At 64.2% G+C, this 25,725-nt stretch carries 21 protein-coding genes, 1 pseudogene and 2 riboswitches; of the genes and pseudogenes, 14 read left to right on the top strand and 8 right to left on the bottom strand.

From position 1 onward, the window contains the following. Nucleotides 1-85 precede the first annotated feature (85 nt). A complete protein-coding gene (choX, locus tag ABSY17_RS08770) occupies nt 86-1,018 on the bottom strand; it encodes a choline ABC transporter substrate-binding protein (RefSeq protein ID WP_378949354.1) in 933 nt (310 codons plus the stop codon). 215 nt (nt 1,019-1,233) lie between these two features. Here choX and ABSY17_RS08765 point away from each other — a divergent pair, with 215 nt between their 5' ends. The 4 genes from ABSY17_RS08765 to ABSY17_RS08750 all read left to right on the top strand — a co-directional run bounded on the left by ABSY17_RS08765 (nt 1,234) and on the right by ABSY17_RS08750 (nt 6,727). Further along, a complete protein-coding gene (locus ABSY17_RS08765) occupies nt 1,234-1,848 on the top strand; it encodes a thymidine kinase (RefSeq protein ID WP_378949351.1) in 615 nt (204 codons plus the stop codon). Between the two features lie 157 nt (nt 1,849-2,005). Further along, nucleotides 2,006-3,178, top strand: coding sequence for a DUF2333 family protein (locus ABSY17_RS08760; protein ID WP_378949348.1), 1,173 nt, complete (start codon nt 2,006-2,008; stop codon nt 3,176-3,178). Nucleotides 3,179-3,374: 196 nt separating this feature from the next. Beyond that, a complete protein-coding gene (locus ABSY17_RS08755; RefSeq protein WP_378949345.1) occupies nt 3,375-5,054 on the top strand; it encodes a formate--tetrahydrofolate ligase in 1,680 nt (559 codons plus the stop codon). A gap of 158 nt (nt 5,055-5,212) precedes the next feature. Then, entirely contained in the window at nt 5,213-6,727 is a 1,515-nt protein-coding gene (locus tag ABSY17_RS08750; RefSeq protein WP_378949342.1) for a diguanylate cyclase domain-containing protein, read from the top strand. A gap of 78 nt (nt 6,728-6,805) precedes the next feature. On the opposite strand, the gene ABSY17_RS08745 is transcribed toward ABSY17_RS08750, so the two are convergent. Further along, complete coding sequence (locus tag ABSY17_RS08745; RefSeq protein ID WP_378949339.1) at nt 6,806-7,981, bottom strand: acyl-CoA dehydrogenase family protein; 1,176 nt, start codon at nt 7,979-7,981, stop codon at nt 6,806-6,808. A 133-nt stretch (nt 7,982-8,114) separates the two neighbouring features. Between ABSY17_RS08745 and ABSY17_RS08740 the strand changes: the two are divergent. Beyond that, nucleotides 8,115-8,807: pseudogene (locus tag ABSY17_RS08740) on the top strand (winged helix-turn-helix transcriptional regulator). Here ABSY17_RS08740 and ABSY17_RS08735 read toward each other — a convergent pair. Both ABSY17_RS08735 and ABSY17_RS08730 read right to left on the bottom strand, forming a co-directional pair. Beyond that, nucleotides 8,804-9,271, bottom strand: coding sequence for a GFA family protein (locus ABSY17_RS08735; RefSeq protein WP_378949336.1), 468 nt, complete (start codon nt 9,269-9,271; stop codon nt 8,804-8,806). The pseudogene ABSY17_RS08740 and the gene ABSY17_RS08735 overlap by 4 nt on opposite strands. 162 nt (nt 9,272-9,433) lie before the next feature. Further along, the gene (locus tag ABSY17_RS08730) at nt 9,434-9,907 is read right to left on the bottom strand and encodes a 6,7-dimethyl-8-ribityllumazine synthase (RefSeq protein WP_378949333.1); all 474 of its coding nucleotides are present in this window, start codon (nt 9,905-9,907) and stop codon (nt 9,434-9,436) included. A gap of 76 nt (nt 9,908-9,983) precedes the next feature. Beyond that, nucleotides 9,984-10,135: riboswitch (FMN riboswitch) on the bottom strand. 209 nt (nt 10,136-10,344) lie between these two features. On the opposite strand from ABSY17_RS08730, the gene ABSY17_RS08725 reads away from it, so the two are divergent. Further along, entirely contained in the window at nt 10,345-10,809 is a 465-nt protein-coding gene (locus ABSY17_RS08725; protein WP_378949330.1) for a DUF4126 domain-containing protein, read from the top strand. Further along, nucleotides 10,806-12,188 (top strand): FAD-containing oxidoreductase, encoded by a 1,383-nt coding sequence (locus tag ABSY17_RS08720; protein ID WP_378949327.1) that lies wholly within the window; start codon nt 10,806-10,808, stop codon nt 12,186-12,188. The genes ABSY17_RS08725 and ABSY17_RS08720 overlap by 4 nt, the downstream gene beginning before the upstream one ends. Before the next feature lie 9 nt (nt 12,189-12,197). Here the strand turns inward: ABSY17_RS08720 and ABSY17_RS08715 are convergent, their stop codons facing one another. After that, nucleotides 12,198-12,656, bottom strand: coding sequence for a MarR family winged helix-turn-helix transcriptional regulator (locus ABSY17_RS08715; RefSeq protein ID WP_378949324.1), 459 nt, complete (start codon nt 12,654-12,656; stop codon nt 12,198-12,200). A gap of 182 nt (nt 12,657-12,838) precedes the next feature. On the opposite strand from ABSY17_RS08715, the gene ABSY17_RS08710 reads away from it, so the two are divergent. The 7 genes from ABSY17_RS08710 (at nt 12,839) to ABSY17_RS08680 (ending at nt 23,658) form a co-directional block, all read left to right on the top strand. Continuing rightward, the gene (locus ABSY17_RS08710; RefSeq protein ID WP_378949322.1) at nt 12,839-15,310 is read left to right on the top strand and encodes a membrane-bound PQQ-dependent dehydrogenase, glucose/quinate/shikimate family; all 2,472 of its coding nucleotides are present in this window, start codon (nt 12,839-12,841) and stop codon (nt 15,308-15,310) included. Between the two features lie 112 nt (nt 15,311-15,422). Next, a riboswitch (cobalamin riboswitch) is annotated at nt 15,423-15,633 on the top strand. Between the two features lie 107 nt (nt 15,634-15,740). Beyond that, nucleotides 15,741-16,556 (top strand): ABC transporter ATP-binding protein, encoded by an 816-nt coding sequence (locus ABSY17_RS08705; RefSeq protein WP_378949320.1) that lies wholly within the window; start codon nt 15,741-15,743, stop codon nt 16,554-16,556. A 23-nt stretch (nt 16,557-16,579) separates the two neighbouring features. Next, on the top strand, nt 16,580-17,524 hold the full coding sequence (locus ABSY17_RS08700) for an ABC transporter substrate-binding protein (RefSeq protein WP_378949317.1): 945 nt from the start codon (nt 16,580-16,582) through the stop codon (nt 17,522-17,524). A gap of 53 nt (nt 17,525-17,577) precedes the next feature. Beyond that, complete coding sequence (locus ABSY17_RS08695; RefSeq protein ID WP_378949314.1) at nt 17,578-18,585, top strand: FecCD family ABC transporter permease; 1,008 nt, start codon at nt 17,578-17,580, stop codon at nt 18,583-18,585. Nucleotides 18,586-18,827: 242 nt separating this feature from the next. Next, nucleotides 18,828-21,017 (top strand): anthranilate synthase, encoded by a 2,190-nt coding sequence (locus ABSY17_RS08690; protein WP_378949311.1) that lies wholly within the window; start codon nt 18,828-18,830, stop codon nt 21,015-21,017. Between the two features lie 70 nt (nt 21,018-21,087). Next, nucleotides 21,088-22,038 carry a cation diffusion facilitator family transporter gene (locus ABSY17_RS08685; protein WP_378949308.1) on the top strand — a complete coding sequence of 317 codons (951 nt, stop codon included), beginning with the start codon at nt 21,088-21,090 and terminating at the stop codon, nt 22,036-22,038. 537 nt (nt 22,039-22,575) lie between these two features. Further along, nucleotides 22,576-23,658 carry an AbrB family transcriptional regulator gene (locus ABSY17_RS08680; protein WP_378949306.1) on the top strand — a complete coding sequence of 361 codons (1,083 nt, stop codon included), beginning with the start codon at nt 22,576-22,578 and terminating at the stop codon, nt 23,656-23,658. A gap of 6 nt (nt 23,659-23,664) precedes the next feature. Here ABSY17_RS08680 and ABSY17_RS08675 read toward each other — a convergent pair whose 3' ends face one another. The 3 genes from ABSY17_RS08675 to ABSY17_RS08665 are packed head-to-tail and all read right to left on the bottom strand — an operon-like array spanning nt 23,665 to nt 25,438. After that, nucleotides 23,665-24,240: a DUF899 family protein gene (locus ABSY17_RS08675; RefSeq protein WP_378949304.1), complete on the bottom strand. Its 576-nt coding sequence runs from the start codon at nt 24,238-24,240 to the stop codon at nt 23,665-23,667. Between the two features lie 20 nt (nt 24,241-24,260). Next, nucleotides 24,261-24,968, bottom strand: a complete 708-nt coding sequence (locus ABSY17_RS08670) for a DUF899 domain-containing protein (protein ID WP_378949301.1) — start codon at nt 24,966-24,968, stop codon at nt 24,261-24,263. Between the two features lie 2 nt (nt 24,969-24,970). Beyond that, complete coding sequence (locus ABSY17_RS08665; RefSeq protein ID WP_378949298.1) at nt 24,971-25,438, bottom strand: ArsR/SmtB family transcription factor; 468 nt, start codon at nt 25,436-25,438, stop codon at nt 24,971-24,973. Between the last annotated feature and the right edge of the window lie 287 nt (nt 25,439-25,725).

The following is a 25,725-nucleotide window of genomic DNA, read 5'->3' as shown; positions in this document are numbered from 1 at the left end:
TTCCGAGCTTTTTATCGCATGGCTAAACATAAAGGGCAGCCGAAAGCTTGTTCCGGCCGCCCATATTTCATCCCGCTGAAGCGGCCTACTGCAAAGCCGCCTTGACGGCAGCAGCGGCGTCGCCGCCGTCGAAGGTGGTCACGCCCGCGAGCCATGGCGTCGCCGCATCGGGATTGGCCTTCAGCCATGCCTTGGCGACATCATTGGCATTGCCGCCCTTGAGGATGGCGTCCATCATCTCACCTTCCATGGCGAGATTGAACTTCAGGTTGCCAAGGAACTTGCCGACATTCGGGCATTCCTGGACATAGCCCTTGCGCACGTTGGTGCTGACGGTGGCCGCACCGAAGCCGCTGTCGCCCATGCCGTCAAGATAGGTGATGTTCATCGCACCCATGACCGGGTGCGGCGTCCAGCCGAGGAAGGCGATCCATTCGTTGGCCTTCATCGCCTGTTCGGCCTGAGTCAGCATGCCAGCCTCGGAGGATTCAACCAGCTCGAACCCCTGGAGATTGTCAGCCGGGTTCTTGATCATGTCGAGGATGATGCGGTTGCCGTCATTGCCGGCTTCGATGCCGTAGATCTTGCCGTTGAACTTGTCCTTGAACTTGCCGAGATCGGTCAGCGTCTTGACGCCGGCTTCCGCGACATAGGTCGGCACGACGATGCCGTAGCCGGCACCCGAAAGATTCTCACCAATGGTCTCGACCGAACCATCGGCGGCATAGTCCTTGATGTCATTGGTCATCGACGGCATCCAGTTGCCGAGGAAGACGTCGAGGTCCTTGTTCTTGAGCGAAGCGTAAGTGACCGGAACCGACAGCTGGATGACCTGCGGCTCGTAGCCCAGTGCCGTCAAAAGCACTGACGCCACGCCGGTGGTGGCCTGGATGTCGGTCCAGCCGACGTCGGACAGACGGACGACCTTGCAGCTTTCCGCATCAGCGGCGAAAGCAGAACTCGTGGCAAGAACTGCCGACACGCCGAGCACGGCGGCGAGTGTTTTCATGCGCGACATGTAGATTCTCCCATTCGGTGATTAGACGGCAACGCGATAGTATTGTTGTACGTCTTTGTCGCGAGCCAAACACCATTTTTCGTTCGATTCAAGTGAGATGACCAAGCGACCGACGCCGCGGGCTTATCCATCAGCGACATCGGCGACATTTTTTTGCGGTGGACGGCGCACACCGCCCCTCCCCTGCCGGCCCGCCTTCGGCTTAGAACAAGGCCATGGCCAAGCTCTATTTCCACTACGCGACCATGAACGCCGGCAAGACGACGATGCTGCTGCAGGCGTCGTACAACTATCGCGAACGCGGCATGCACACGATGTTGTTCGTGGCGGGCCACTACAGCAAGGGCGACAGCGGCTACATTTCCTCGCGAATCGGACTTGAAGCAGGCGCCGAGATGTTCCGCGACGGCGACGATCTCTATGCCCGCATCGCCGAGCATCACGACCACACCACCGTTCACTGCGTGTTCGTCGACGAGGCGCAGTTCCTGGCGGAGGAACAGGCCTGGCAACTGGCCCGCGTCGCCGACCGGCTGGGCATTCCCGTCATGTGCTACGGCCTGCGCACGGATTTCCAGGGCAACCTCTTCACCGGCTCGCGCGCCCTGCTCGCCATTGCCGACGACCTGCGCGAGGTGCGCACCATCTGCCGCTGCGGCCGCAAGGCGACGATGGTGGTGCGCCTCGGCCCCGACGGCAAGGTTGCCAAGCAGGGCGAACAGGTGGCCATCGGCAAGGACGTCTATGTCTCGCTCTGCCGCCGCCACTGGGAAGAAGAGATGGGCCGCGCCCCGCCCGACGACTTCATCGGCTTCGCCGCGCGCGGCTGAGTCAGCTCTCCGCGAAATCGGACTAGCAGCACGGTACTGCAAGACCCAATAAAGTCTGGCGTTCCAATGTTGTGGACAGGATCAAAAGCTCATATCTGAAGGACCAGGCAGCGTTGGGCGCCATGCTCTACCGCCTGACCGACCGAGGGGTTTTCGAATGCTTGATCCGATCATGAATTTCTTCACCCGGATATTCCAATTGATCGGGCGCGGCATCGGCTTTGTCATCGGCCTGGTCTTGTGGCCATTCATGTGGCTGGGCCGCTGGTACCTGCAACGCGGCTGGATCCTGAAGTCGATACTCGGCGCCATCGTGGCGGTCGTGGTCGGCCTTTATGCCTACTTCTTCTATGTGACCCAGTTCTGGAGTGACTTCGATCCCGACTATCCCGCCCGCATTGTCGCGGCATCGAAGACAGCCCAGGCGGCGAACACGCTTGCTGGCGACCCGATTTCGCCCATCACACCGGGGACCGGTGGGCAGCCCGCAGCAACAACCGCGCAACCGGCACCCGCCCAGCAAAGCTGCAAACGTTCCGAGATTGCTGCGATTTCTGCCGACCTCGTCGATTTCAACGTCAACCGCAATGCCTGGATTTCCTCCATGCTGGCGTCGAAGCTCGGCTTCTTCGGCATCCCCTGGCGCAACACGCCGTACTTCGACAACAAGGCCGCGTTCCAGCTCGGCATCAACCAGGTGCTGCGCCGTACCACCACCGAACTGGTGGACACGCTCGGCCGCGCCCGCGGCACCTCGCGCATCGACCAGAACCTGCAGGACGCGCGTACGGCGATGGCCTGGGACGAGACCGCATGGTACATCGGCTGGCGCGGCCCGACGCGCCCCACTCCGAGCGTCTATCGCGAGGCGATCAAGAAGCTCGACGCCTTCAACGCCAGCCTCGAAAAATGCGACGCGACCTTCGATGCCCGCGCCGACAATCTTCAACAGTTCCTCGATCGCATCGCCGGCGACATCGGCTCCACCTCCGACATCCTGCGCGGCCAGATCGAGGCTTCCAATGCCGGCTGGTTCGACCCACGCGCCGACGACCGCTTCTGGTTCGCCTATGGCCAGCTCTACGCCTATTACGGAATCCTGAGCGCGGCCCGCGAGGACTTCTCGTCGGTCATCCGCGAGCGCAATCTCGGCACGCTGTGGGACACCATGCAGACCCAGATGCGCGACGCGCTCAACATGCAGCCCTGGATCATCTCCAACGGCAACGAGTCGAGCTTCATCTTCCCCTCGCACCTGGCGACGATGGGCTTCAACCTGTTGCGCGCCCGCTCCCAGATCGTCGAGATCCGCGGCGTGCTCGATCGCTGACGCCGCAATCGCTACGGAGCGGGACGGCGGAAGCCGCCCCGCAAGGTCGGGTTGCGCCTCGACCAGCCTGTCGCAATCCGTGCATTGGGCGGCTGTTTTGAGACGGCAAGCGATATCGTTGTCGCGCTTCTATGCCCGCGACAAAGGCGGCACCGTCCGCTACCGTTTGCGTCACCAGAATTCCGGAGGAGCCTAGATGGCCGAATTCAAGACCGACATCGAGATTGCCCGCGCAGCCAGGAAGAAGCCGATCCAGGAGATCGGCCAGAAGATCGGCATCCCGAGCGAGCACCTTTTGCCCTACGGCCACGACAAGGCGAAGATCTCGGCCGAGTTCATCGCCGATGCGCGGAAGAAAAAGGACGGCAAGCTGATCCTGGTCACCGCGATCAACCCGACGCCGGCCGGCGAAGGCAAGACCACGACCACGGTGGGCCTGGGCGACGGCCTGAACCGCATCGGCAAGAAGGCGATCGTGTGCATCCGCGAGGCCTCGCTCGGGCCGAATTTCGGCGTCAAGGGCGGTGCGGCCGGCGGCGGCTATGCTCAGGTCGTGCCGATGGACGACATGAACCTCCACTTCACCGGCGACTTCCACGCCATCACCACCGCCCACAACCTGCTCGCAGCGCTGATCGACAACCACATCTACTGGGGCAACGAGCTTGGCATCGACACCCGCCGCGTCGTCTGGCGCCGGGTGATGGACATGAACGACCGGGCGCTGCGCGAGATCAACTGCTCGCTCGGCGGCGTCGCCAACGGGTTTCCACGCGAGGCAGGGTTTGACATCACGGTGGCCTCGGAGGTCATGGCGATCCTGTGCCTGGCCAACGACCTCAAGGACCTCGAAAAGCGCCTCGGCGACATCATCGTCGCCTATCGCCGCGACAAGTCGCCCGTCTATGCCCGCGATCTCAAGGCCGACGGCGCGATGGCCGTGCTGCTCAAGGACGCCGTCCAGCCCAACCTGGTGCAGACGCTGGAGAACAACCCGGCCTTCGTCCATGGCGGCCCGTTCGCCAACATCGCGCATGGCTGCAACTCGGTGGTCGCGACCACGACCGCGCTCAAGCTCGCCGACTACGTCGTCACCGAAGCCGGCTTCGGCGCCGACCTGGGTGCGGAGAAGTTCTTCGACATCAAGTGCCGCAAGGCCGGCCTCAAGCCCGCCGCTGCGGTAATCGTCGCCACTGTGCGCGCCATGAAGATGAACGGCGGCGTCAAGAAGGAAGACCTGGGCAAGGAAGACGTCGAGGCGGTGAAGCGGGGTTGCGCAAACCTTGGCCGCCACATCGAGAACGTCAAGCAGTTCGGCGTGCCGGCGGTGGTGGCGATCAACCACTTCTATTCCGACACCGACGCCGAAATCCAGGCGATGAAGGACTATGTCGCCAAGATGGGCGAAGAGGCGGTGCTGTGCCAGCACTGGGCCAAGGGTTCGGCCGGCATCGAGGAGCTCGCCCACAAGGTGGTCGCTCTCGCCGAGGGCGGCACCTCGCAGTTCGCCCCGCTCTACGCCGACGAGATGAAGCTGTTCGACAAGATCGACACCATCGTCAAGCGCATCTATCGCGGCTCACATGCGATCGCCGACAAGGCGGTGCGTGACCAGCTGCATGCGTGGGAACATGCCGGCTACGGCCATCTGCCGGTGTGCATGGCCAAGACGCAGTACTCGTTCTCGACCGACCCCAACCTGCGCGGCGCGCCCGTCGACCATGTCGTGCCGGTGCGCGAGGTCCGGCTTTCGGCAGGTGCCGGCTTCGTCGTCGCCATCTGCGGCGAGATCATGACCATGCCCGGCCTGCCCAAAGCCCCCTCGTCGGAAAAGATCTTCCTCAACGAGCAGGGCCAGATCGAAGGCCTGTTCTGAGGTCGCGGCCTGGGGCGGAGCCAGCGCTCCGCCCCAGCGGCAATCCAATCTTAACCACGCCCGCGAAAGCTGCCCCCGAGCGCACAGGAAAACGCGCGCGCTAACCTCTTTCTAAGCCCCCTGCCCTAGGGGTCGCCTGGGGCAGACAGGGGACTTGAATGGGCGAAAATCACAAAGGCGGCAGCGCGTGGCGGTTTGCGATCCGCGTCGTTTTGCCGGTGGTTCTTGCGGTGGGCATCACCATCGCGGCGGTGGCTGGCTTTGTCTACCTGTCCACGGCCAAGAGCGACGACCGCGCCCTGCAGCGCGAAACGCATCTGGTTGCCCGCGTGATCGGCCAGCAGATGAAGGCGCTGCGCGGGCAGCAGGCCTATTACTCCAGTTGGGACGAGGCGATTGAAGCTCTCTTCACCAACGACATCGGGTGGATCGACGCCAACCTCGCCTCCGATCTCTACAGCAACGCGAAATTCGATCGCATCTACGTGCTCGACCCCGCAGCACAGCCGATCTACGCGATGTATGCCGGCGGCAAGACCAATTCCGAGCGCTTCGAGGCGGACCGCGCGGTGATCGCGCCGATGGTCGAAAGGCTGAAGGCGATCAATGCCGCCGGCGCCCTGGCGGCCTTCGACAGCGGCAACAGCACCGAAGTGCCGGCAGTTGCCGAGATCGGCATGATCGACGGCCGTCCCGCCTATGTCGGCGTCACCGCCATCATGTCGGAGAGCCGCGATGCAGGCATGGAGCAGGTTCCGGGCATGGAGAGCTTCCTGGTCGGCGTGCGCTTCCTGGCCGGCGCGATGGGTGCGGAGCTTGCCGAGCAGTACTTCATGACCAGCCCGAACTTTGCCGCCACCGCGTCGACCGAGCCCGGCATCGCCAGCTATGCTCTGAAGAACGAAGCCGGCCAGACCGTCGGCTGGTTCACCTGGCGGCCCGACCGTCCCGGCGCGATGATCCTGTCGGAGACCTTGCCCGCAATGCTCGGCGCGCTGGCAATCGCGGTCATCGTGCTGGTGCTGTTGCTGCGCAGCCTGCGCCGCACCACGGCCGCACTCGAAAACGGCAAGGCCCGAGCCGAACATCTGGCCAACCACGACACGCTCACCGGCCTGGCCAACCGCGCCTTCTTCAACAGGCGACTGGAGGAAGCCATCAACGGCGGCTTGCAGGGCGGGGAGGAAAGCGTGGCGCTGCTTGCGCTCGACCTCGACCGCTTCAAGCAGGTCAACGACTCGCTCGGCCACGAAGCCGGCGACCAGTTGCTGCGCGAAGTCGCCCAGCGGCTTGCGTCGCTGGTCGAAGCAGGCGACACGGTAGCGCGCCTGGGGGGCGACGAATTCGCCATCATCCGGCGACACGTCCGCGCGGCCGACGATATCAGCACCCTTTCGGACCGCATCATTGCCGAGCTTGGCGCACCCTTCGTGCTGGCCGGTCGCGTCGCGCAGATCGGCGTGTCCATCGGCGTGGTCATCACCCCGGCGAACAGAGCGCCTCGCGACCTCACCACGAAGGCCGACATCGCGCTGTACGAGGCCAAGGCCGCCGGTCGCAACACGTTCAGGATTTTCGACGAAGCCACGCACAAGGCTGCGCAGTTTCGCGGCCAGATCGACGAGGAAATGCGGGTGAGCAACCTGCCGGTCAAGCGCGACCGGGTGGCGTGACGGGAACCACCCCCAGCATTTGTCCACACACAAATCGGCCGCCGCGACATCGCGGCGGCCGATCTTGTTGTGACGGCCTCAGAATATCTTGTTGACCGGCAGGCCCAGTGCCATGGCACCGGCATATTGCGCCTGCGGACCGGCTTGGAGCGGATGGAAGCGAGCCGCCTGCATATCGCGGAAACGCCGCTCGATCCCGGTCGCGCGGTAGAAAGAAGCGCCGCCGGCAAGCTCCATCGCCAGTTCGACAACCTCAAGCCCATGGCGAGCCACCAGCGTGCGGCCGATCATGACGTCGTTGACGCTTTCGGCCGACGGCATGTTGCGCTCGGCCGCTTCGACCATCGAGCGATGCGCGAGCTGCGCTGCCCTGAGCGCCGTGTCCATCCGGCCAGCGAGGTTCAGCACCGTCTCGTTCTGCTGCCTCGTTCCGGCGATCTCGACGGCGATGTCGCGGGCGCTTTCGGCGACGCCGAGATAGACCGCATAGATCAGCGGGAAGGCGATGGTGGCAATGATCTGGAACACCGGGTGCCATTGCCGGGGCTGACGCGAGAAGCTCACGGCCGTGTCCGGGATGAACAACCCGTCGATGACGACGTCGTTGGAGCCGGTGCCGCGCATGCCCACTGTGCGCCAATTGTCCATGACGCTGACCTCGGGCGCGCGCATCGGAACACCAAAATGGATGACATGTTCCGTTCCGTCCTCTGCCTGGTGGATTGCGCCGGTCATCAAAATGTCGCCGGCGGCCGCGCCCGAGGTGAAGACCTTGCGCGCCGTGATACGATAGCCGCCGCCGACTTTTTCGGCCTTGCCGGAACCGCCCAGCCAGTCGGACCCGCCACTGGATAGAAGGATCAGCTTCTCGGCAGCGACACGCTTGAGCAAGGGTTCGACCGCCGCGACATTCTGGTGGCGCCAGCGCCAGGCGGGAATGGCGACCTGATGAGTGTGCATGGCGAAGGCGAGTGCGGTGGAACCGCAGGCGCGGCCCATGATGCGCAGCATCTCGCAGAGTTCGGCGATTTCGGCGCCGCCGCCGCCGAGTTCGAGCGGCACGCCGGCTTCGACGAGCCCAGCCTCTTTCAACAGCATATAGTTGTCGGCGACGAAACGGTCGCCCTCGTCGAAGCTGGGAGCACGTTCGGCAAGGCTCGTCGCCAGGTCATGCGCGATGCCTACGACATCGGTGGGGACTGCACTGCTTGCGCCGGCAGTTGCCAGCTCAGGGTCTGCAACGTTTCTCATCATGCTGTCTCCTGGTTGCTTGGCAGGCGACAGGAGAATTGCGCTGGAAGCCGCCAGGGTCCAGTTCAGGAACTGTACTGGTGCGCCAGGCGCCATTTTGGGTTAACATGGTGCCTTGCCCGGCTGGAGACGGGAGATGAGCGACCGCGGCGGCTACGGCCAGTTTTGTCCGGTTTCGATGGCGTCAGAGATCCTCTGCACGCGCTAGACGACGCTGGTCGTGCGCGAAATGCTGATGGGGTCGAGCCGATTCAACGACTTGCGGCGCGGCGTGCCGAAAATGTCGCCGGCATTGTTGTCGAAGCGACTGAAGGAACTGGAGCGCGCCGGCGTGGTGCACGCTGCCAGGGGCAGCGGCGGCAACGTCGAGTACCGCCTGACACAGGCAGGCGAGGATCTGCGGCCGGTCATCCTTGGCCTAGGCGAATGGGGGCACCGCTGGGTCGAAAGCGATCTAACCCTCAGAAATCTCGACCCTTCGCTGCTGATGTGGGACATGCGCCGCAACCTCAATCCCCAACCGCTGCCGCCACGGCGCTGCACGATTCAGTTTCTGTACCCCGAAGTATCGAAGGCGCAGCAGAACTGGTGGTTGGTGGTCGACGGCGGCGCGGTCGACCTGTGCAATTTCGATCCCGGCTTCGAAGTCGACCTGATGGTCACCGGATCGCTGCACAGCATGACATCGGTGTGGATGGGGCTGAGCGGGCTGCGGCAAGAAATCGATTCAGGCGGGCTGGAACTCGATGGCGACGACAAGATCGCCCGAGCCATGCAGGCATGGCTGGGGCTCAGCACCTTCGCGCCGGTGTCTCGGAAAGTGTCCTAGTCGCGAGCCTCCACCCAGGCCTGATACTCCTTCATCAGCGGCCCAAGTTCCTCCATCGCCGGGAACTCCGGAAAGCTCCTGACGGCACCGGTCTCGGCAAAGGGCTGCTTGGTGCTCGTAAAAGTTTCCATGAAGGGGCGGAACCATGCCGTTTCCTCCAGCATGGTCGGCCGCACATTGACGAACCAGTCCACGCCCTCGATGCGCGTGAACATCCACGTCATGCAGTGCCCGCAGAAGTGATGGTGCAGGTCCTGGCCGTGCAGCCCGCCGATGACCGGTTCGCCCTTGGTCACCACGAACCCGTCGGCCGGGATGATCGCCGTCATCGAATAGGCCGACGAGGACATCTTCTGGCAGCCCGGGCAGTGACAGGCGGCGGTGGCGATGGGCGGCTTCGAAACCTCTATTTCGACGCACCCGCAGCGGCACGCCCCCTTGAGCGGAAGCGGAATGGACGGCATTGCTGGCTCCTTGCTTGATGTGCCGTGCATCATGCGATGGCGGCGCGTCGAAGCATAGGGCCACAGCCAGGACAAAGATACGGCGTACCGGGCCCGCGGACTTGTTCGATGCGCCGATGCCCCTCCCCAGCGGTGGGGAGGAGCCGATCTTGCCTGATGGCGTCAGGCCACGATCAGTTCGCGGGCCTTGAGCAGTTCGACGCAGGCGTTGGCCGCCTCCTTGCCCTTGACCTTGAAATGGTCGAAGAAGAAGCGGTGATGCTCGGCGCTGTCGTGGTAGTTGTGCGGCGTCAGAACGGCCGAAAGCACCGGCACGCCGGTCTGAAGCTGGACGTTCATCATGCCGTCGAGCACGGCATGCGCTACGAAGTCATGGCGATAGATACCGCCATTGACGACGAAGGCAGCGCCCAGGATCGCGGCGTGGCGGCCGGCCTCGGCCAGCGTCTTGGCAAACAGCGGAATCTCGTAAGCGCCGGGCACGTCGAAGATGTCGACGGCAAGACGGCCGCCGCTCAGTTTCTCGATCTCGGCGACGAAGGCGTTGACGCATTCGTCGACGATGTCGGCATGCCAACGCGCACGGATCACGGCGACGCGGCTGATATCGAAGTCTTTCGGGGATTGCTGATTCATGGGTCCATCCTTCCGTTTCGAACCAGAATCAGGACGCACGAGACGGAATCCCGGCAGCTTGCGCCACCGCTTTCCCGTTCGTTCTCTTCCATCCGGACTATGACCGTCGGCTCCGGAGTCGCACCGGATCTGCTGACCTTTCCGGAGTGCGTCCGGAAAGCGCTCGCGGGCTTGGGCGAAGACGCCCTTACCGCCGGTGGGGACTTTCACCCCGCCCTGAGAACTTTAACGCCCCCGATATGGCGGTGCGTGGCCATGCTGTCAATCGCTGGCCTAGCGGTTTCACCCAGTGGCCTGCACGCATTACGGGATCCAAGTCAGACACTGACCAATCCGGGCGGTTGTGCTAGCTTGGGTACGCGCGGCGGCCGTCTTCGCGGCAGGACCATGCACATCAGGAGCACTACCCGGACCGACCACATCCATGGGGAACGAGGATGTCGATCTATCTGCTCTGCCTGCTTATCGGAATTGTCGCCGGTCTCAGGACCGTCATGGCACCAGCTGCAATCGCCTGGGGTGCGTGGCTCGGCTGGCTGCCACTCGCCGGCACATGGGCCGGATTCATGGGGCACTGGATCGCCGTGGCCATATTCACAATTCTCGCGCTCGCCGAACTCGTCGCCGACCAGTTGCCATCGACGCCGAGCCGCAAGGTGCCGCCGCAATTCAGTGCCCGCATCGCCAGCGGCGCCTTCTCCGGCGCCGTCATCGGCACGGTCGGCGGCATGTTGATCGGTGGACTGGCGGCCGGGGTGATCGGCGCCATACTGGGCACGCTGGGCGGTGCGGCGACGCGGGCGCGGCTCGCCAAATTCTTCGGCCAGGACCAGCCGGCCGCATTCATCGAAGATGCGGTGGCGATCGCCGGCGCGCTCTGGATCGTGAGCGCTGTGACATGAACGGGGCGAAAAAATTCGACGCCATCATCATTGGGGGCGGCCAAGCCGGGCCGCCGCTGGCCGGACGGCTGACGGCGGCGGGCCGAACGGTTGCGCTGGTCGAACGCAAGCTGGTGGGCGGCACCTGCGTCAACACCGGCTGCAAGCCGACCAAGACGATGGTGGCGAGCGCCTATGCCGCGCATCTCGCCCGCAACGGCACCCGATATGGCGTCGCGACCGGCGAGGTCTCGGTCGACATGAAGGCAGTCAAGGCACGCAAGGACAAGGTGACGCTGGACTCGCGCCAGGGCCTCGAAGACTGGATTGCCGGCATGAAGGGCTGCACGCTCTACCGCGGCCATGCCCGTTTCGAGGGCCCGCACGAGGTGCGCGTAGGCAACGAACTGCTGAGGGCGGACAATATCTTCCTCAATGTCGGCGGTCGCGCAAACGTGCCCGACATGCCGGGCATCGACAACATAGAATATCTCACCAACAGCTCGATGATGGAGGTCGACTTCCTGCCGCGCCATCTCGTGGTGGTCGGCGGCAGCTATGTCGGGCTGGAATTCGCGCAGATGTTCCGCCGCTTCGGCTCGGAGGTGACGGTGGTGGAAAAGGGTCCGAGGCTGATCGCGCGCGAGGACGAGGACGTCTCCGAGGCGGTGAAGGGCATTCTGGAAAACGAAGGGATAAAACTTCGGCTCGATGCCGAGTGCATCAGCTTCGCCCCGCATCCCCAAGGTGTTTCGGTCGGCGTCGACTGCACCAGCGGCGACCGCGCGGTGGTTGGCTCGCATGTGCTGCTCGCCATAGGACGCAGGCCCAACACCGACGATCTTGGTCTCGACAAGGCGGGCGTGACGACCGACGCGCGCGGCTATGTCATCGTTGACGACCATCTGCGGACCAATGTCCCGCATATCTGGGCGATGGGCGACTGCAACGGCAAGGGCGCCTTCACCCACACCGCCTACAACGATTTCGAGATCGTCGCTGCCAACCTGCTCGACAATGAGAAGCGCAAGGTCTCCGACCGCATCGAGGCCTATGCGCTCTATATCGACCCGCCGCTCGGTCGAGCCGGCATGACGGCGGCTGCGGCGCTGAAGGCCGGCCGCAAGGTGCTGGTCGGCCAGCGGCCGATGACGAAGGTCGGCCGCGCGGTCGAAAAGGGCGAAACGCAAGGCTTCATGAAGATCTTGGTCGATGCCGAGAACAACGAGATCCTCGGTGCCTCGGTGCTGGGCACCGGCGGCGACGAGGCAATCCATGCCGTGCTCGACCTGATGTACGCCAAGGCACCGATCACGACGCTGCAACGGGCGGTCCACATCCATCCAACGGTTTCCGAACTGCTGCCGACGATTGCTCAGGAGCTCCAGCCGCTGGCGTGATCGCCCCCGTCAATCGCCCTGGCTCTGCTCGTCCTCAAGCAGTTTGCTTTCCATGCGTTCGAGCAGTGCAATGGTCTTTTCCAGCTCGTCCGCATCGGCATCCGCCAGCAAGTGCTCACGCAATTGCTGCATGACGCGTTCGATCTCGCAGACGCGCGCGCGCCCAAGTTCGGTCAGCGTGAGGATCTTGGCCCGCCGGTCGAGAGGGTCTTCCCTGCGCGTCACGAGTTGCTCGGCCAACAGCAGATCTACGATGCGTACCAGAGATGGTCCCTCGAGTCCGAGATGCTCGGCAATCACCCCCTGGCGAGCGTTGTCGCCGAGCCGGGAGAGCGCCAGCAGCGGCATGGCCGAGGCATGGGAAAGCCCGCAATCGTCCAGCGCCCTGTCGGCGGCAGCACGCCAAAGCCGCGCCACGGAAAGCAGGAGTTGACCTATCAGTTGACGATCGGATGTTTCCTTGGACATTACAAACAAGATAACATACTACCTATTAGGATGCGATCATATTTTCTGCACCTAGGGTCTGCTTGGCAACCTGCGCTGAAAATCGACAAGCATTGACCGCAACGGTTGGCATCACGGCTTCCTCCCAAAGCAATCGCCAGGCGTACCGCGGCGAACAAAGATCAAATTTGCGAGTAATCGACATGTCTCAAGAAAGTACTCCAAAGCCTGGTGGCCGATGGCCGCTTGCGCTTTTTGGCCTGATCATGGTGATCGTGGGCCTGCCGCTGGTCTATGGCGGCATCCAGCTGATCGGCCTTGGCGGCTCCTGGTACTACGCGCTCGCCGGCCTCGGCGTGATCGCCTCGGGCATCCTGTACGCGATGCGCCGCAAGTCCGGCCTGTGGCTTTACGGCTTCGTGTTCCTGGCGACCGTTGTCTGGGCGCTCTGGGAATCCGGCCTCGAATTCTGGCCGCTGATCCCGCGCCTCGTCGCACCCGCCGTCATCGCCATTCCCGCGCTGCTGCTGGCACCGCTACTCGGTTCGCGCAAGCGCGCGCCGTTCGCCCTCGCCGGCCTTTTGACGGCAGCGCTTGCCGCGACCGGCATTTACGCCTTTGCCCCGCATGGCGTGACGCGCAACGCCGTCGCCAAGGCAGAGACCGCGCCTGCCACGCCGGCATCGGCGGCAGAGGCTGCCGACTGGAGCCATTATGGCCGCACGCCGGCCGGCACGCGCTACGCACCGATCGACCAGATCAATCGCGACAATGTCGCCGGTCTCGAGGTCGCCTGGACGTTCCGCTCCGGCGACACGCCGCAGGGTAGCGCACAGGACCAGAGCACGCCGCTCTTCGTCGGCGACACGCTCTACACCTGCTCGCCCAACAACATCGTGCATGCCCTCGACCCCGATACGGGCGAAGTGAAGTGGAAGTTCGATCCCAAGGCAAAAGGGCCGCTTTGGCAGCGTTGCCGCGGCGTGAGCTACTACGTTCCGGGTCCGGCTCCTGTTCAGGCTGAAGCACCCGCTCCGGCCGACGCAGTCGCCACCGCCGCTGCAGAACCTGTAGCAACCACCGACGGCACCGCCGCACCGGCCGCACCGGAAGCGCCAGCCACACCTGTGGTCGCCGCATCGAACGCTTGTGCCGCACGCATCGTCATGACCACCATCGACGCGCGCATGATCCAGCTCGACGCCAAGACCGGCGAGTTATGCCAGGATTTTGGCAATGGCGGCATCGTCGACCTCAAGCAGGGCATGGGCGAGGTCAAGGACGGCTTCTACTTCCAGACCTCCGCCCCCACCGTCATGCGCGACCTGATCATGGTCGGCGGCTGGGTGTGGGACAATGTCGAGACCGGCGAGCCTTCGGGCGCAGTCCGTGCGTTCTCGGCCCGCACCGGCGAACTGGTCTGGGCCTGGGATCTCGGCAACCCCGCGATCACCAACCTGCCGCCGGAAGGCGAGAGCTACACGCGCGGCACGCCCAACGTCTGGACGACGCCGGCCTATGACGACGCCCTCGGCCTCGTCTACCTGCCGACCGGCAACGCAACGCCGGACTTCTTCGGCGCGCATCGCTCGAAGGCAGCCGAGGACTACACCGCCTCGGTCGTCGCCCTGGACATCGCCACCGGCCGCGAGCGCTGGAAGTTCCAGACCGTCCATCACGACATCTGGGACTACGACGTTCCTGCCCAGCCCGCACTCTACGACGTGCCGGACGGCAAGGGCGGCACGGTGCCGGCGCTGATCCAGCTCACCAAGCGCGGGCAGATCTTCATGCTCGACCGCCGCGACGGCAAGCCGATCGCCGAGGTCGAGGAGCGCCCGGTGCCGCAGACCGGCGGCGTGCCGGAGGACTTCCTGTCGCCGACGCAGCCTTATTCGGTGGGCATGCCGACCATCGGCACCGAGCCCTTCACCGAGGCACGGATGTGGGGTGCCACGCCCTACGACCAGCTCTACTGCCGCATCGAGTTCAAGAAGTTGCGCTACGAGGGCGAGTTCACGCCCACCGGCCGGACGCGCTCGATCATCTTCCCGGGCTACTATGGCGGCATGAACTGGGGCAGTGCGGCGATCGACGAGGCCCGCGGGCTGATGATCGTCAACGACATCCGCATGCCGCAGATCGCGCAGTTGCTGCCGCGCGAGGAGACCGACAAGTACGAAGGCTCGGCCGCTCATGACGGCCTGTCGCAGCAGAAGGGCACGCCCTATGGCGCGATGAAGAAAGCCTTCATGTCGCCGCTCGGCGTTCCCTGCCACCAGCCGCCCTACGGCACCTTCACCGGCATCGACCTCAAGACCCGCCAGATCGTCTGGCAGGTTCCGGCAGGTACGCTTGAGGATACCGGCCCGCTGGGCATAAAGACCGGCCTGCAGATCCCGATCGGCATGCCGACGCTGGGTGGTCCGATCGCCACTTCGGGTGGCGTCGTCTTCTACGCCGGCACGCAGGACTACTATCTGCGCGCCCTCGACGTGGAAACCGGCGAGGAGCTGTGGAGGGGTCGTCTGCCGGTGGGCGCCCAGGCCACGCCGATGACCTTCGTTTCGCCCGAAAGCGGAACGCAGTACGTGGTCATCTCGGCCGGCGGCGCACGCCAGTCGCCCGACCGCGGCGACTACGTCGTCGCCTACAAGCTACCGAAGAAGAACTGAGGTCGCACGACTTCGACATCGGACGGGGCGCCTTCTGGCGCCCCTTTTTTATACCTCCGGACCGCGCCTGATCGTGGGCGACCTGCGGTGCCTTGCCAGCCGCCCGACGTTCGTCTAGCCACGAGGTGATGGTTCCAGCTGCCGAATCGGCAGTGGATTAAAATGGGAACACGGTGCGTTGCCTTCGGGCGCAAAACCGTGGCTGCCCCCGCAACTGTAAGCGGATAGCAAGTCGGGAATATGCCACTGGCCGCAAGGCCGGGAAGGTCCCGAGGCGCGATCACCCGCAAGCCAGGAGACCTGCCATCATCCGATTAACTCAACCGGCCGGGGTGTGCCGCGGAGATGCTGATGGTTGCGACTGCCTTTTGCGGTACCGGCGCGCTTACCGGATCGTTCTGCCTGCTCCACCCCTTTGTGGAGACAAGGCATGCTCGACCGCGCCCAGACTGCTAGCCGCCTTGTAGGGTCCTCCCCCGCCCTCCTCGAACTCGACGGAGTCTGCTGGGGTCCGCGCGCCTCGAAATCCATCCTTCAACCGGTGACGCTTTCGGTGGCGCCCGGCGAGATGCTGGCCATCGTCGGCCCCAATGGTGCCGGCAAGTCGAGCCTGCTGCGCTGCCTCTACCGCTTTCACCGCCCGACCGCAGGCACGGTCAGGCTGGACGGCACCGACATCTGGCGGATGAAGCCGCGCGACTGCGCCCGCCGCATCGCCACGGTGCTGCAAGAGAGCGCCTCCGAATTCGGCCTGACGGTTGCCGAGATCGTCGAGCTGGGGCTGACGCCGCACGTGACGGGCTTTCGCACCAGAGACTGCGACCATGACCAGGTCGAGGCGGCACTTGCCCTGCTTGGTCTCACCACGCTCGCAGCGCGCGATTTCGGCTCGCTGTCCGGCGGCGAGAAGCAGCGGGTGATGATCGCCCGCGCGCTGGTACAGCGGCCCGACCTTCTGATCCTCGACGAGCCGACCAACCACCTCGACATCCGCCACCAGCTCGAAGTGCTGGAACTGCTCGGCAATCTCGGCTGCACCGTCATCGTCTCCTTGCACGACCTGGCGCTTGCGTCCGCCCATGCCGACCGCGTGCTGGTGATGGACGGCGGTCGTGCCGTGGCCTGCGGCAGGCCGGCCGACATCCTGACGCCCGAGCGCATCCGCCAAAGCTTTTCCGTCGGCGCTACCCTCGACGACCACCCGATCACCGGCCGCCCCCGCTTTTCCTTCCACCTCGAACGCTAACCACGCCAACCCAAGGAGCCCACATGCGCCTGTCAATTTTTGCCGCCGCACTTTTCGCCACATGCGCCTCCGCCACAGCAAGCGGCTTTCCCGCCACCGTCAGGAGTTGCGACCGGGATGTCACCTTCGCAGCAGCACCGCAGCGGGCCGTGTCGCATGACGTGAACTTGACCGAGATGATGCTGGTGCTGGGCCTTGCCGACCGGATGGTCGGCTACACCGGCATCTCGGGCTGGAAGACACTCGACGAGAGCCTGCGCGCCGGCGTCGGCGAGCTGCCGGAACTGGCGCCCAAATACCCCACCAAGGAGGTGCTGCTGGGCGCAGACGCCGACCTGTTCTTCGCCGGCTGGAACTACGGCATGAAAGTCGGCGGCGACGTCACCCCCGAAACACTCGCCCCCTTCGGTATCCCGGTCTACGAGCTGACCGAGAGCTGCATCCACATCATGAAGCGGGACAAGTCGACGCTTCAGGACATGTATGCCGACCTGCTCAATCTCGGCGCGATCTTCGGTGTGCGCGAAAAGGCGGAAGAGCTTGTAGCGGGCTATGAGAAGGAACTTTCCGACTTCCAGGCGACGTTGCCCAAGCTCGACAAGCCGGTCAACGTGTTCCTCTACGATTCCGGCGAGCAAAAGCCGTTCACCGCCGGCCGCTACGCCATGCCGACGGCGATCATCGAGGCGGCGGGCGGCAAGAACATCGCCGACGATGTCGAGTCGAGCTGGGCCGAGATCGGCTGGGAGCCGGTGATCGAGCGCAACCCCGACATGGTGGTAATCGTCAACTACGGCGAGGTGACGGCCGAGCAGAAGATCGAATTCATGCGCACCAACCCTGCCTTCAAGGACATTCCCGCCGTGAAGAACAACCGCTTCTTCGTGCTCGAATACATCGAAGCGACGCCCGGTCCGCGCAACATCGAAGCCATCAAGCGGCTCGCGGCAGCGATGCGGGCCGACTGACCGTGTCGCACCGCCACCTCGTCGCAGGGCCAAGGCACGCCCTGATCCATGCAATGCCGGCCCTGATATCGGGGCTGGCCGTCTTGCTGGCCGCCACCATGGTCCTCGCCGTAGGCGTCGGGCCGGTCGCCATTCCGCTCGAAACGGTGTGGGGCGTGATCGCCCACAAGCTGATGCCGGGCAGCGTCGAGGTGGTCTGGTCGAACGGCCGCGAGAACATCGTCTGGGACGTGCGCGCACCGCGTGTCGTCCTGGGCGCGGCAGTCGGCGCCTCGCTGGCGCTGGTGGGGGCGGCACTCCAGTCGGTGACGCGCAACCCGCTTGCCGACCCGCATCTGCTCGGCGTATCCTCCGGAGCCGCCTTCGGCGCGATCATGGCGCTGATCCATGCCGGCATGGTGTTCGGAGCCATCACCGTCCCGCTCTTCGCCTTCGCCGGAGCGCTGGGCGCGACGGCCCTGGTGCTCGCAATCGCCAATCTGGCGCGGGCGCAGTCGGCCGGCCAGTTGATCCTCGCCGGCGTGGCGGTGAGCTTCGTCATCACCGCTGCCGGCAACCTGTTGATCTTCATCGGCGATCCCAAGGCAGCGCATGTCGCGATCTTCTGGATGCTCGGTGGGCTGGGCCTCGCGCAGTGGAGCCACCTGCCCTACCCGCTTGTCGTGCTTGTTCTGGGTGGAACCTGGCTGATGACGCAGACACGCAGCCTCAACGCCATGACGCTCGGCGATGAAAGCGCAACCGCCCTCGGCATCCCGGCTCGTCGGTTCCGACTCGTCATCTTCGTCGTCTGCGCGCTGCTGACCGGCTGCGCCGTCGCCTATTCCGGCGTCATCGCCTTCGTCGGCCTGATGATCCCGCACATCGTGCGCTTCTTCGTCGGAGGCGACTACCGGCGGGTGCTGCCGCTCTCGGGGCTCGTCGGCGCCATCTTTCTCGTCGCCGCAGACATGGCCGCGCGGACCGTGATGCCACCGCAGGATATGCCGCTCGGCATCCTCACGGGGCTGATCGGCGGGGTGGCTTTCGTGGTGCTGATGCGCCGTCGCGCAACAAATTGAGGGCCAGTTGGTAATGCAATGCAACACGGCGCAAATCCTGTTGCGCCCTCACTTTTTCGCCGCTATGGATTGCGCATGAACACGACTTCGCTCCAGAACATTTGGTGGCGGGCCAGCTGACAGCGGCCTCTTGAAGCGCGTGCGCGTGAAAATTGTGGTGGCCGCAACGGGAATTCCGGGCGGCCATTTGCTTTTTCAGAACCAGGCACCGGAACCTCCAGCGGCAAGAGATGGAGACGGGAATGACGGTGGAAATCCTTGAGAACGGCGCCGAGCGCTTTGTCACCGCAGGTGGCATCGCGATTACGCGCCAGCGCCACGAAACCGCCTATGCCGGGGCGATCGAGACCTACCTCGACGGGCTGAACAGCCGGCGCGGCGCGGTCTTTTCCTCCAACTACGAATATCCCGGCCGCTACACTCGATGGGATACCGCCATCATCGACCCGCCGGTGGTGATTTCCGCACATGGCCGCGCAATGAAGATCGAGGCGCTGAACGCCCGCGGCGAAGCGCTGCTGCCAGTGATCGGCAAAACGCTCTCGGCGCTCAAGGAAGTGACGATCGGGGAGACGTCCAAGGGCCTGATCGCGCTCGAGGTCGAAAAGCCCGGCCGCGTTTTCACCGAGGAGGAACGCTCGCGCGTGCCTTCGGTTTTCACCGTACTGCGCGCCATCACCGCGCTGTTCAAGACCGGGGAAGACAGCAATCTCGGCCTCTACGGCGCCTTCGGCTACGACCTCGCCTTCCAGTTCGACCCGGTCGAACACAAGCTCGAGCGCAAGCAGAGCCAGCGCGACCTGGTGCTGTTCCTGCCCGACGAGATCCTGGTCGTCGACCATTATTCGGCCCAGGCCTGGCACGACCGCTACGACTATTCGGGCGAAGGTTTTTCCACGCTTGGCTTGCCGCGCGAGCAGGTGGCAGAACCGTTCAAGACTTCCGACCGCATTCCGCCGCGCGGCGACCATGAGCCCGGCGAATATGCGCAACTGGTGCGCCGGGCGATGGACAGCTTCAAGCGTGGCGACCTGTTCGAGGTCGTGCCCGGCCAGATGTTCTACGAGCGCTGCGAGACGGCACCCTCGGAGATTTCGCGCCGGCTCAAGACCATCAACCCCTCGCCCTATTCGTTCTTCATCAATCTGGGCGAAGGCGAATATCTGATCGGCGCATCGCCCGAGATGTTCGTGCGCGTCAACGGCCGCCGCGTCGAGACCTGCCCGATCTCGGGCACCATCAAGCGCGGCGACGACGCCATCTCCGACTCCGAGCAGATCCTCAAACTGCTCAACTCGAAGAAGGACGAGTCGGAGCTCACCATGTGCTCGGACGTCGACCGCAACGACAAGTCACGCGTCTGCGAACCTGGCTCGGTGCGCGTCATCGGCCGCCGCCAGATCGAAATGTATTCGCGGCTGATCCACACCGTCGACCACATCGAGGGTCGCCTGCGTGAGGGAATGGACGCCTTCGACGCCTTCCTGAGCCACGCCTGGGCGGTAACCGTCACCGGCGCGCCAAAACTCTGGGCGATGCGCTTCATCGAACAGAACGAGAAGAGCCCGCGCGCCTGGTATGGCGGTGCGATCGGCATGGTGCACTTCAACGGCGACCTGAACACGGGGCTGACGCTGCGCACCATCCGCATCCAGGACGGCATCGCCGAAGTGCGTGCGGGTGCGACCCTGCTCTACGATTCCGTTCCCGAGGAAGAAGAAGCCGAAACCGAACTGAAGGCCTCCGCCATGCTGTCCGCCATTCGTGACGCCAAGACCGGCAATGCCGCCGGCACCGAACGCAAGACCGCCCGCGTCGGCGAGGGCGTGAAGATCCTGCTCGTCGACCACGAGGACTCCTTCGTCCACACGCTGGCCAACTATTTCCGCCAGACCGGCGCCGAGGTTTCGACCGTGCGTTCGCCTGTGCCGGAGGAGATCTTCGACCGGATCAAGCCGGACCTGGTGGTGCTCTCCCCCGGCCCCGGCACGCCGAAGGACTTCGATACCGCTGCCACCATCAAGAAGGCGCGGACGCGCGACCTGCCGATCTTCGGCGTTTGCCTTGGCCTGCAGGCACTGGCCGAGGCCTATGGCGGCGAACTCAGGCAGTTGCACGTGCCGATGCACGGCAAGCCCTCGCGCATCCGCGTCTCCAAGCCGGGCATCATCTTCTCTGGTCTTCCGAAGGAAGTGACGGTCGGCCGCTATCATTCGATCTTCGCCGATCCGGTGCGCCTGCCCGCCGACTTCGAGGTCACCGCCGAAACCGAGGATGGCGTCATCATGGCGTTTGAGCACAGGAAAGAGCCGATCGCGGCCGTGCAATTCCATCCCGAATCGATCATGACCCTCGGCCACGACGCGGGCATGCGCATGATCGAGAACGTTGTCGCGCATATGCCACGCAAGGCCAAGGACAAGGCGGCCTAGCAGACATCTGAAACCTACCCACTCCGCGGTTTTCCGACCGCGGGGCGGAGCCGATAATTGAAGCGAGACCATGGCCCAGAGCGAAACCCAGACTGCCCCACGCAGCCAGCCATCGGCAGCCAAGCGACGCGTCGCGAAGCTCGCCTTCTGGTCGATCATCGTCGGCTCGCTGGTGATGGGCCTGAAGTTCGTCGCCTGGTGGCTGACCGGCTCGGTGGCGCTCTATTCGGACGCGCTGGAATCGATCGTCAACGTCGTTGCCGCGATGGCCGCATTCTGGGCGATCAAGATCAGCCACAAGCCGGCCGACCTTGACCACCAGTACGGCCACCACAAGGCCGAGTATTTTTCAGCCGTGCTCGAAGGCGTGCTGATCGTGGTCGCGGCCCTGTTGATCCTGTTCGAAGTCTGGCGCAGCTGGGGCGTGCCGATGAACACCGAAGAGCCCTGGCTGGGCCTCGGCATCAACGGCTTTGCCGCCGTCATCAATGCGTTCTGGGCAAGCATGCTGATCCGCGTCGGTCGCGCCGAACGCTCGCCGGCGATGGTCGCCGACGGCCACCACATCATGACCGACGTCGTGACGTCGGCCGGCGTATTGGCCGGTCTGGTCGCAGCGATCGTCACCGGCTGGCAAATCCTCGACCCGGCCCTAGCGGTGATCGTTGCGCTCAACATCCTGTGGCAGGGCTGGCATGTGATCAGTTCTTCGATGAACGGGCTGATGGACCGCGCGGTCGATCTCGACGACCATATGCGTATCCGCGATATCATCTCGGCCAATTCAAAGGGCGCAATCGAGGTTCACGACCTCAAGACGCGCATCGCCGGGCGCGCCACATTCATCGAGTTCCATCTTGTGGTCGACGCCGACATGAGCGTCGGCGACAGCCACGTCATCTGCGACAGGATCGAAGATGCGCTGAAAGAGGAAATCCCCTCGGTCCGCGTCATCATCCATGTCGAGCCGGATGACGAGGCCAAGCTGCCCAAAGGCACGGTGGCGGTGCCGTTCGCCTGAAAAGCCTGTGAGGCTTGTCGCGGAAAACCACGAAATCAGAATGAAAAAATGCGCATCGGCTCGAGGAAACGCCTCACTCGAACCGATGCGCCCGGCCCCCCTCCGGTTTAGTTGAACTTCCAGCTCAGACGTGCGGTGATGGCATGGAACGCCGTATCCACCGAATGCGTTGAGCCGATATCTTCGAGATCGCCTGCCCGGTTCTCCACTGCGAAGCGGGAAATGGTGTACCCGCGCCCCAAAGGCTTACCGCAACCCAGTCAAAACCATGGGTAGTATCCACCACCAACAACCGCCAGTTCCGGCATCTGGAAAACTGCGGAATTCTCCGGAAATTCGGAGACTGAATTTTGATATTCCTTGGATATTCATGAGTTTGACCTCGGCGCATCTCCTTAACGGTGGGAATTTCACCCACAGACAAACGGCAAATATTTTCTGGGCAACGCAACCCAAGGTGCGCAGCAACGCAATCCCCAAGCGAAATCCGCGCTCGGCAGGCTGACACCACCGCGCGAATAGGGCTATGACGGATTGATGAAGCCCGTTCCGCAGTCGCCCGCACCGCTTGCTGTTGTGAAGCCATGGCAGCAATGGATATTGCTGCTCGGCTGCTCGGTGCTGGTCGCCGGCGCGCTGGAATTCGTCCACCTGCCGGCAGCCTTGCTGGTGGGGCCGATGCTGGTCGCTATAGTCATTGGCAGCAACGGCGCTACGGTGCGCGTGCCCAAAGCGCTATTCGTGTCGGCCCAGGCCCTGATCGGCTGCCTCGTCGCCAGTTCCATTTCGACCGGCGTCTTTGGCGTCTTTTTTGCCGAATGGCCGCTGTTTCTCGGCGCGGCCGTGGCCACTGTTGCAGCCAGCAGCTTTCTCGGCTGGTTCATCTCGCGGCTCAAGGTGTTGCCGGGCACGACCGCCGTCTGGGGATCGGCGCCGGGGGCGGCTACCGCCATGGTGCTGATGGCCGATGCCTTCGGCGCCGACGCGCGCCTCGTCGCCTTCATGCAATATCTGCGCGTCATCCTGGTTTCGGTCACGGCCGCCATTGTTGCGCGCCTGTGGGTCGACACGTCAGGGGTCGAGCAGGCGGCTGTGGTCTGGTTTCCTGCAATCGACTGGCCTGCCTTCGGCGCCATGCTGGCCGTGGCAGTCGGTGGCGGCACGCTCGGCCACCTGCTGCGCATCCCCTCGCCCTATTTCGTCGGCGCCATGGTCGTCGGCGCAATCGTTCACCTTGGCTTCGGGGTCGAGATGCAACTCCCCGAATGGCTGCTGGCCACCGGCTACGCGCTGGTCGGCTGGTCGATCGGGCTGAGCTTCACCCGTCCGATCCTGCGCCACGCGGCGCGCGCGCTGCCGCAGGTGGTCGGCTCGATCGCAGCGCTCATGGCCTTTTGCGGTTTGCTGGCCTGGGGCCTGCACCACCTGCTCGGCGTCGATCCGTTGACCGCATATCTGGCGACCAGCCCCGGCGGCATGGATTCCATCGCCATCATTGCCGCTGCCGCCGACAACGTCGACCTGTCCTTCGTGCTGACGCTGCAGATGCTGCGCTTCCTGATCGTGCTGCTGTTCGGACCGGCCCTGGCGCGGCTCGTCGCCAGGGCGATCAGGGAGTAGACCCGGTCAGCCTGCGTAGGAGAACTTCGGGCGCCAGCCGGCAGAGCCTTCGGGGATGAGCTCGAACAGGCTCCACACCGTGCAGAAGTCGTCGCCCGGCGCGAAGCCGGTGTCGGAGACACGGAAGATCCTGCCGTCCCGACGCTTGAACACCGACACGCCCGGCAGCGGGCGGCCATTGTCGGCGCGGTATCCCATGTCCACGGCAAAGCTGGTGCCAACGGTCGAGACCATCGGGAAACGCCAGTTGCGGCTGGCCGCGAAGTTCCGCTGCTCCTCGGGCGCTTCCGGCGACGACACGACGAAGGCGGCCCGGTCGCGCAGGTGATGGTAGACGCCGTTGAAGCCGTCAGCCCACATGGTGCAACTTGAACAGCCGCTGCCCATGTTGTGGATGACAAACAGCGTGTCCTTGTCGCCGAACAGCGACGACAGGCTCGCCGTGCCTTCCGGCACGGCAAACGCATAGTCCTGCACCTCCTCGGGCTCGACGGCAGTCTGGGTGCTGCGCATCCTCTCCCGTATCTCGGCGATCTGGTGGCGGTAGTCGGTGAGCTTCGCCTGAGCGTCACGATATTTCATTGCCGGTCCTCCAGCCGCCTTCAGGCGGCATACTGGTCGTGCAGGCGCACCCAGGCCATCGGGTGCGACAGGTCCGCCTCGTCGCGGCCCTTGGGCACGATGTCGAGATAGTTATAGGCCGTGTTGAGAATGTCGATGCCGCGCGAATAGGCCGAATAGGTGTGATAGATCGCACCGTCCGCGTCCTTGTAGAACACGCTGACGCCCGGCAGGTCCGTCATGTTCATCGTCAGCGGCGCGTAGTTGTAAACGCCCTTGCCACCCTCAAGGTCCTGCGGGCGGAACGAGACGTTGTAGTCGTAGTTGAAGTCGCTGGCTTCCGACGACAGCCATTTGAAGCTCCAGCCCAACCGGTCGGCGAAGGTCAGCAGCTTGGCCAGCGGCGCGCGTGAGATAGCCGCGAAGCTGACGTCGCGCTGGTTGAGATGCTGTACGATGCCGTTGAAATTGTCGGCCCAGAACGAGCAGCTCTTGCAGCCGTTCTCCCACTCAGGCGCGAACATGAAGTGGTAGACGACGAGTTGGCTGCGCCCGTCGAACGCCTCGGCAAGCGTGACCTTGCCGTTTGGGCCGTCGAAATCGTAGGCCTTGGTAACGCGCTCCCATGGCAGGTCGCGACGCGCCTGGCTCAACTCGTCGCGCAGACGTGTGAATTCCTTTTCCTTGACCAGAAGTTCCCGGCGTTGCCTGGTCCATTCCTCTTGGGAGACGATGCTGTGCGTGGTCATGGTCATTCCTCCGTTTTTGGACTGTTGTCCTTGAGGCGTCCCCCAGGCGACGAAGCCGGCGTCTCACCGCTAACCTCCCGTGCCTGGGTCAATTTCTCGCGCTCGATTTCATCCAGCGTGACGGCCAGCAGATCGAACTGGGCCTGCCAGTACTTGCTGTAGCGGTTGAGCCAGACGGTGGCGCCGTAGATCGGCCCCGCGTCCAGACGGCAGCGGCTGATGCGGCCGGTGCGCTCCTGGGCCACCATGCCGGCGCGCACCAGAACCTGAATATGGCGCGACACCGCCTGCAGCGAGATGTCGAAATGCGAAGCAACCTCGGACACCAGCAGGTCCTGGCCATCGAGGCGGTCGAGTATCTCGCGCCGCACTGGATCGGCGAGCGCGGCGAAGACCAGGTTCAGCGTCTCCGCCTCTTCCTCCGCCGGTGAGACCTCGCCGACGACATGCAGGTGCGAAGGGTGAGACATGCGGCGCCTTTCATCAACCGATTGGTTGATATTCAATCACCATGTTGAGCATCAGTCAAGTGTGGACCCCGATGCCGATGGCCGCGCCATGATCCCGTCTTCCACCGCACCGACGCGGCTCCCCTTGCGCCGGGCAAATGGCTCCTGTAAGGAAACGCCATGAATTCGCGCCAGGTTCACACCGTTTCCCGTCCGACCGCCTTTGCGGGCGAGACGCTGCGCGCCCTCTCTTCTGCTCTTCTTCTTCTCGGTCTTATCGGCGATCGCCGGGCTCGCTAAGGGGCACC

Origin of the sequence: Mesorhizobium sp. ANAO-SY3R2 (assembly GCF_042466635.1) — a bacterium.
In the GTDB taxonomy this organism is placed as follows: domain Bacteria; phylum Pseudomonadota; class Alphaproteobacteria; order Rhizobiales; family Rhizobiaceae; genus Aminobacter.
The sequence above is the reverse complement of the archived record's forward strand: the minus strand, read 5'-3'. Positions and strand labels throughout refer to the sequence as shown.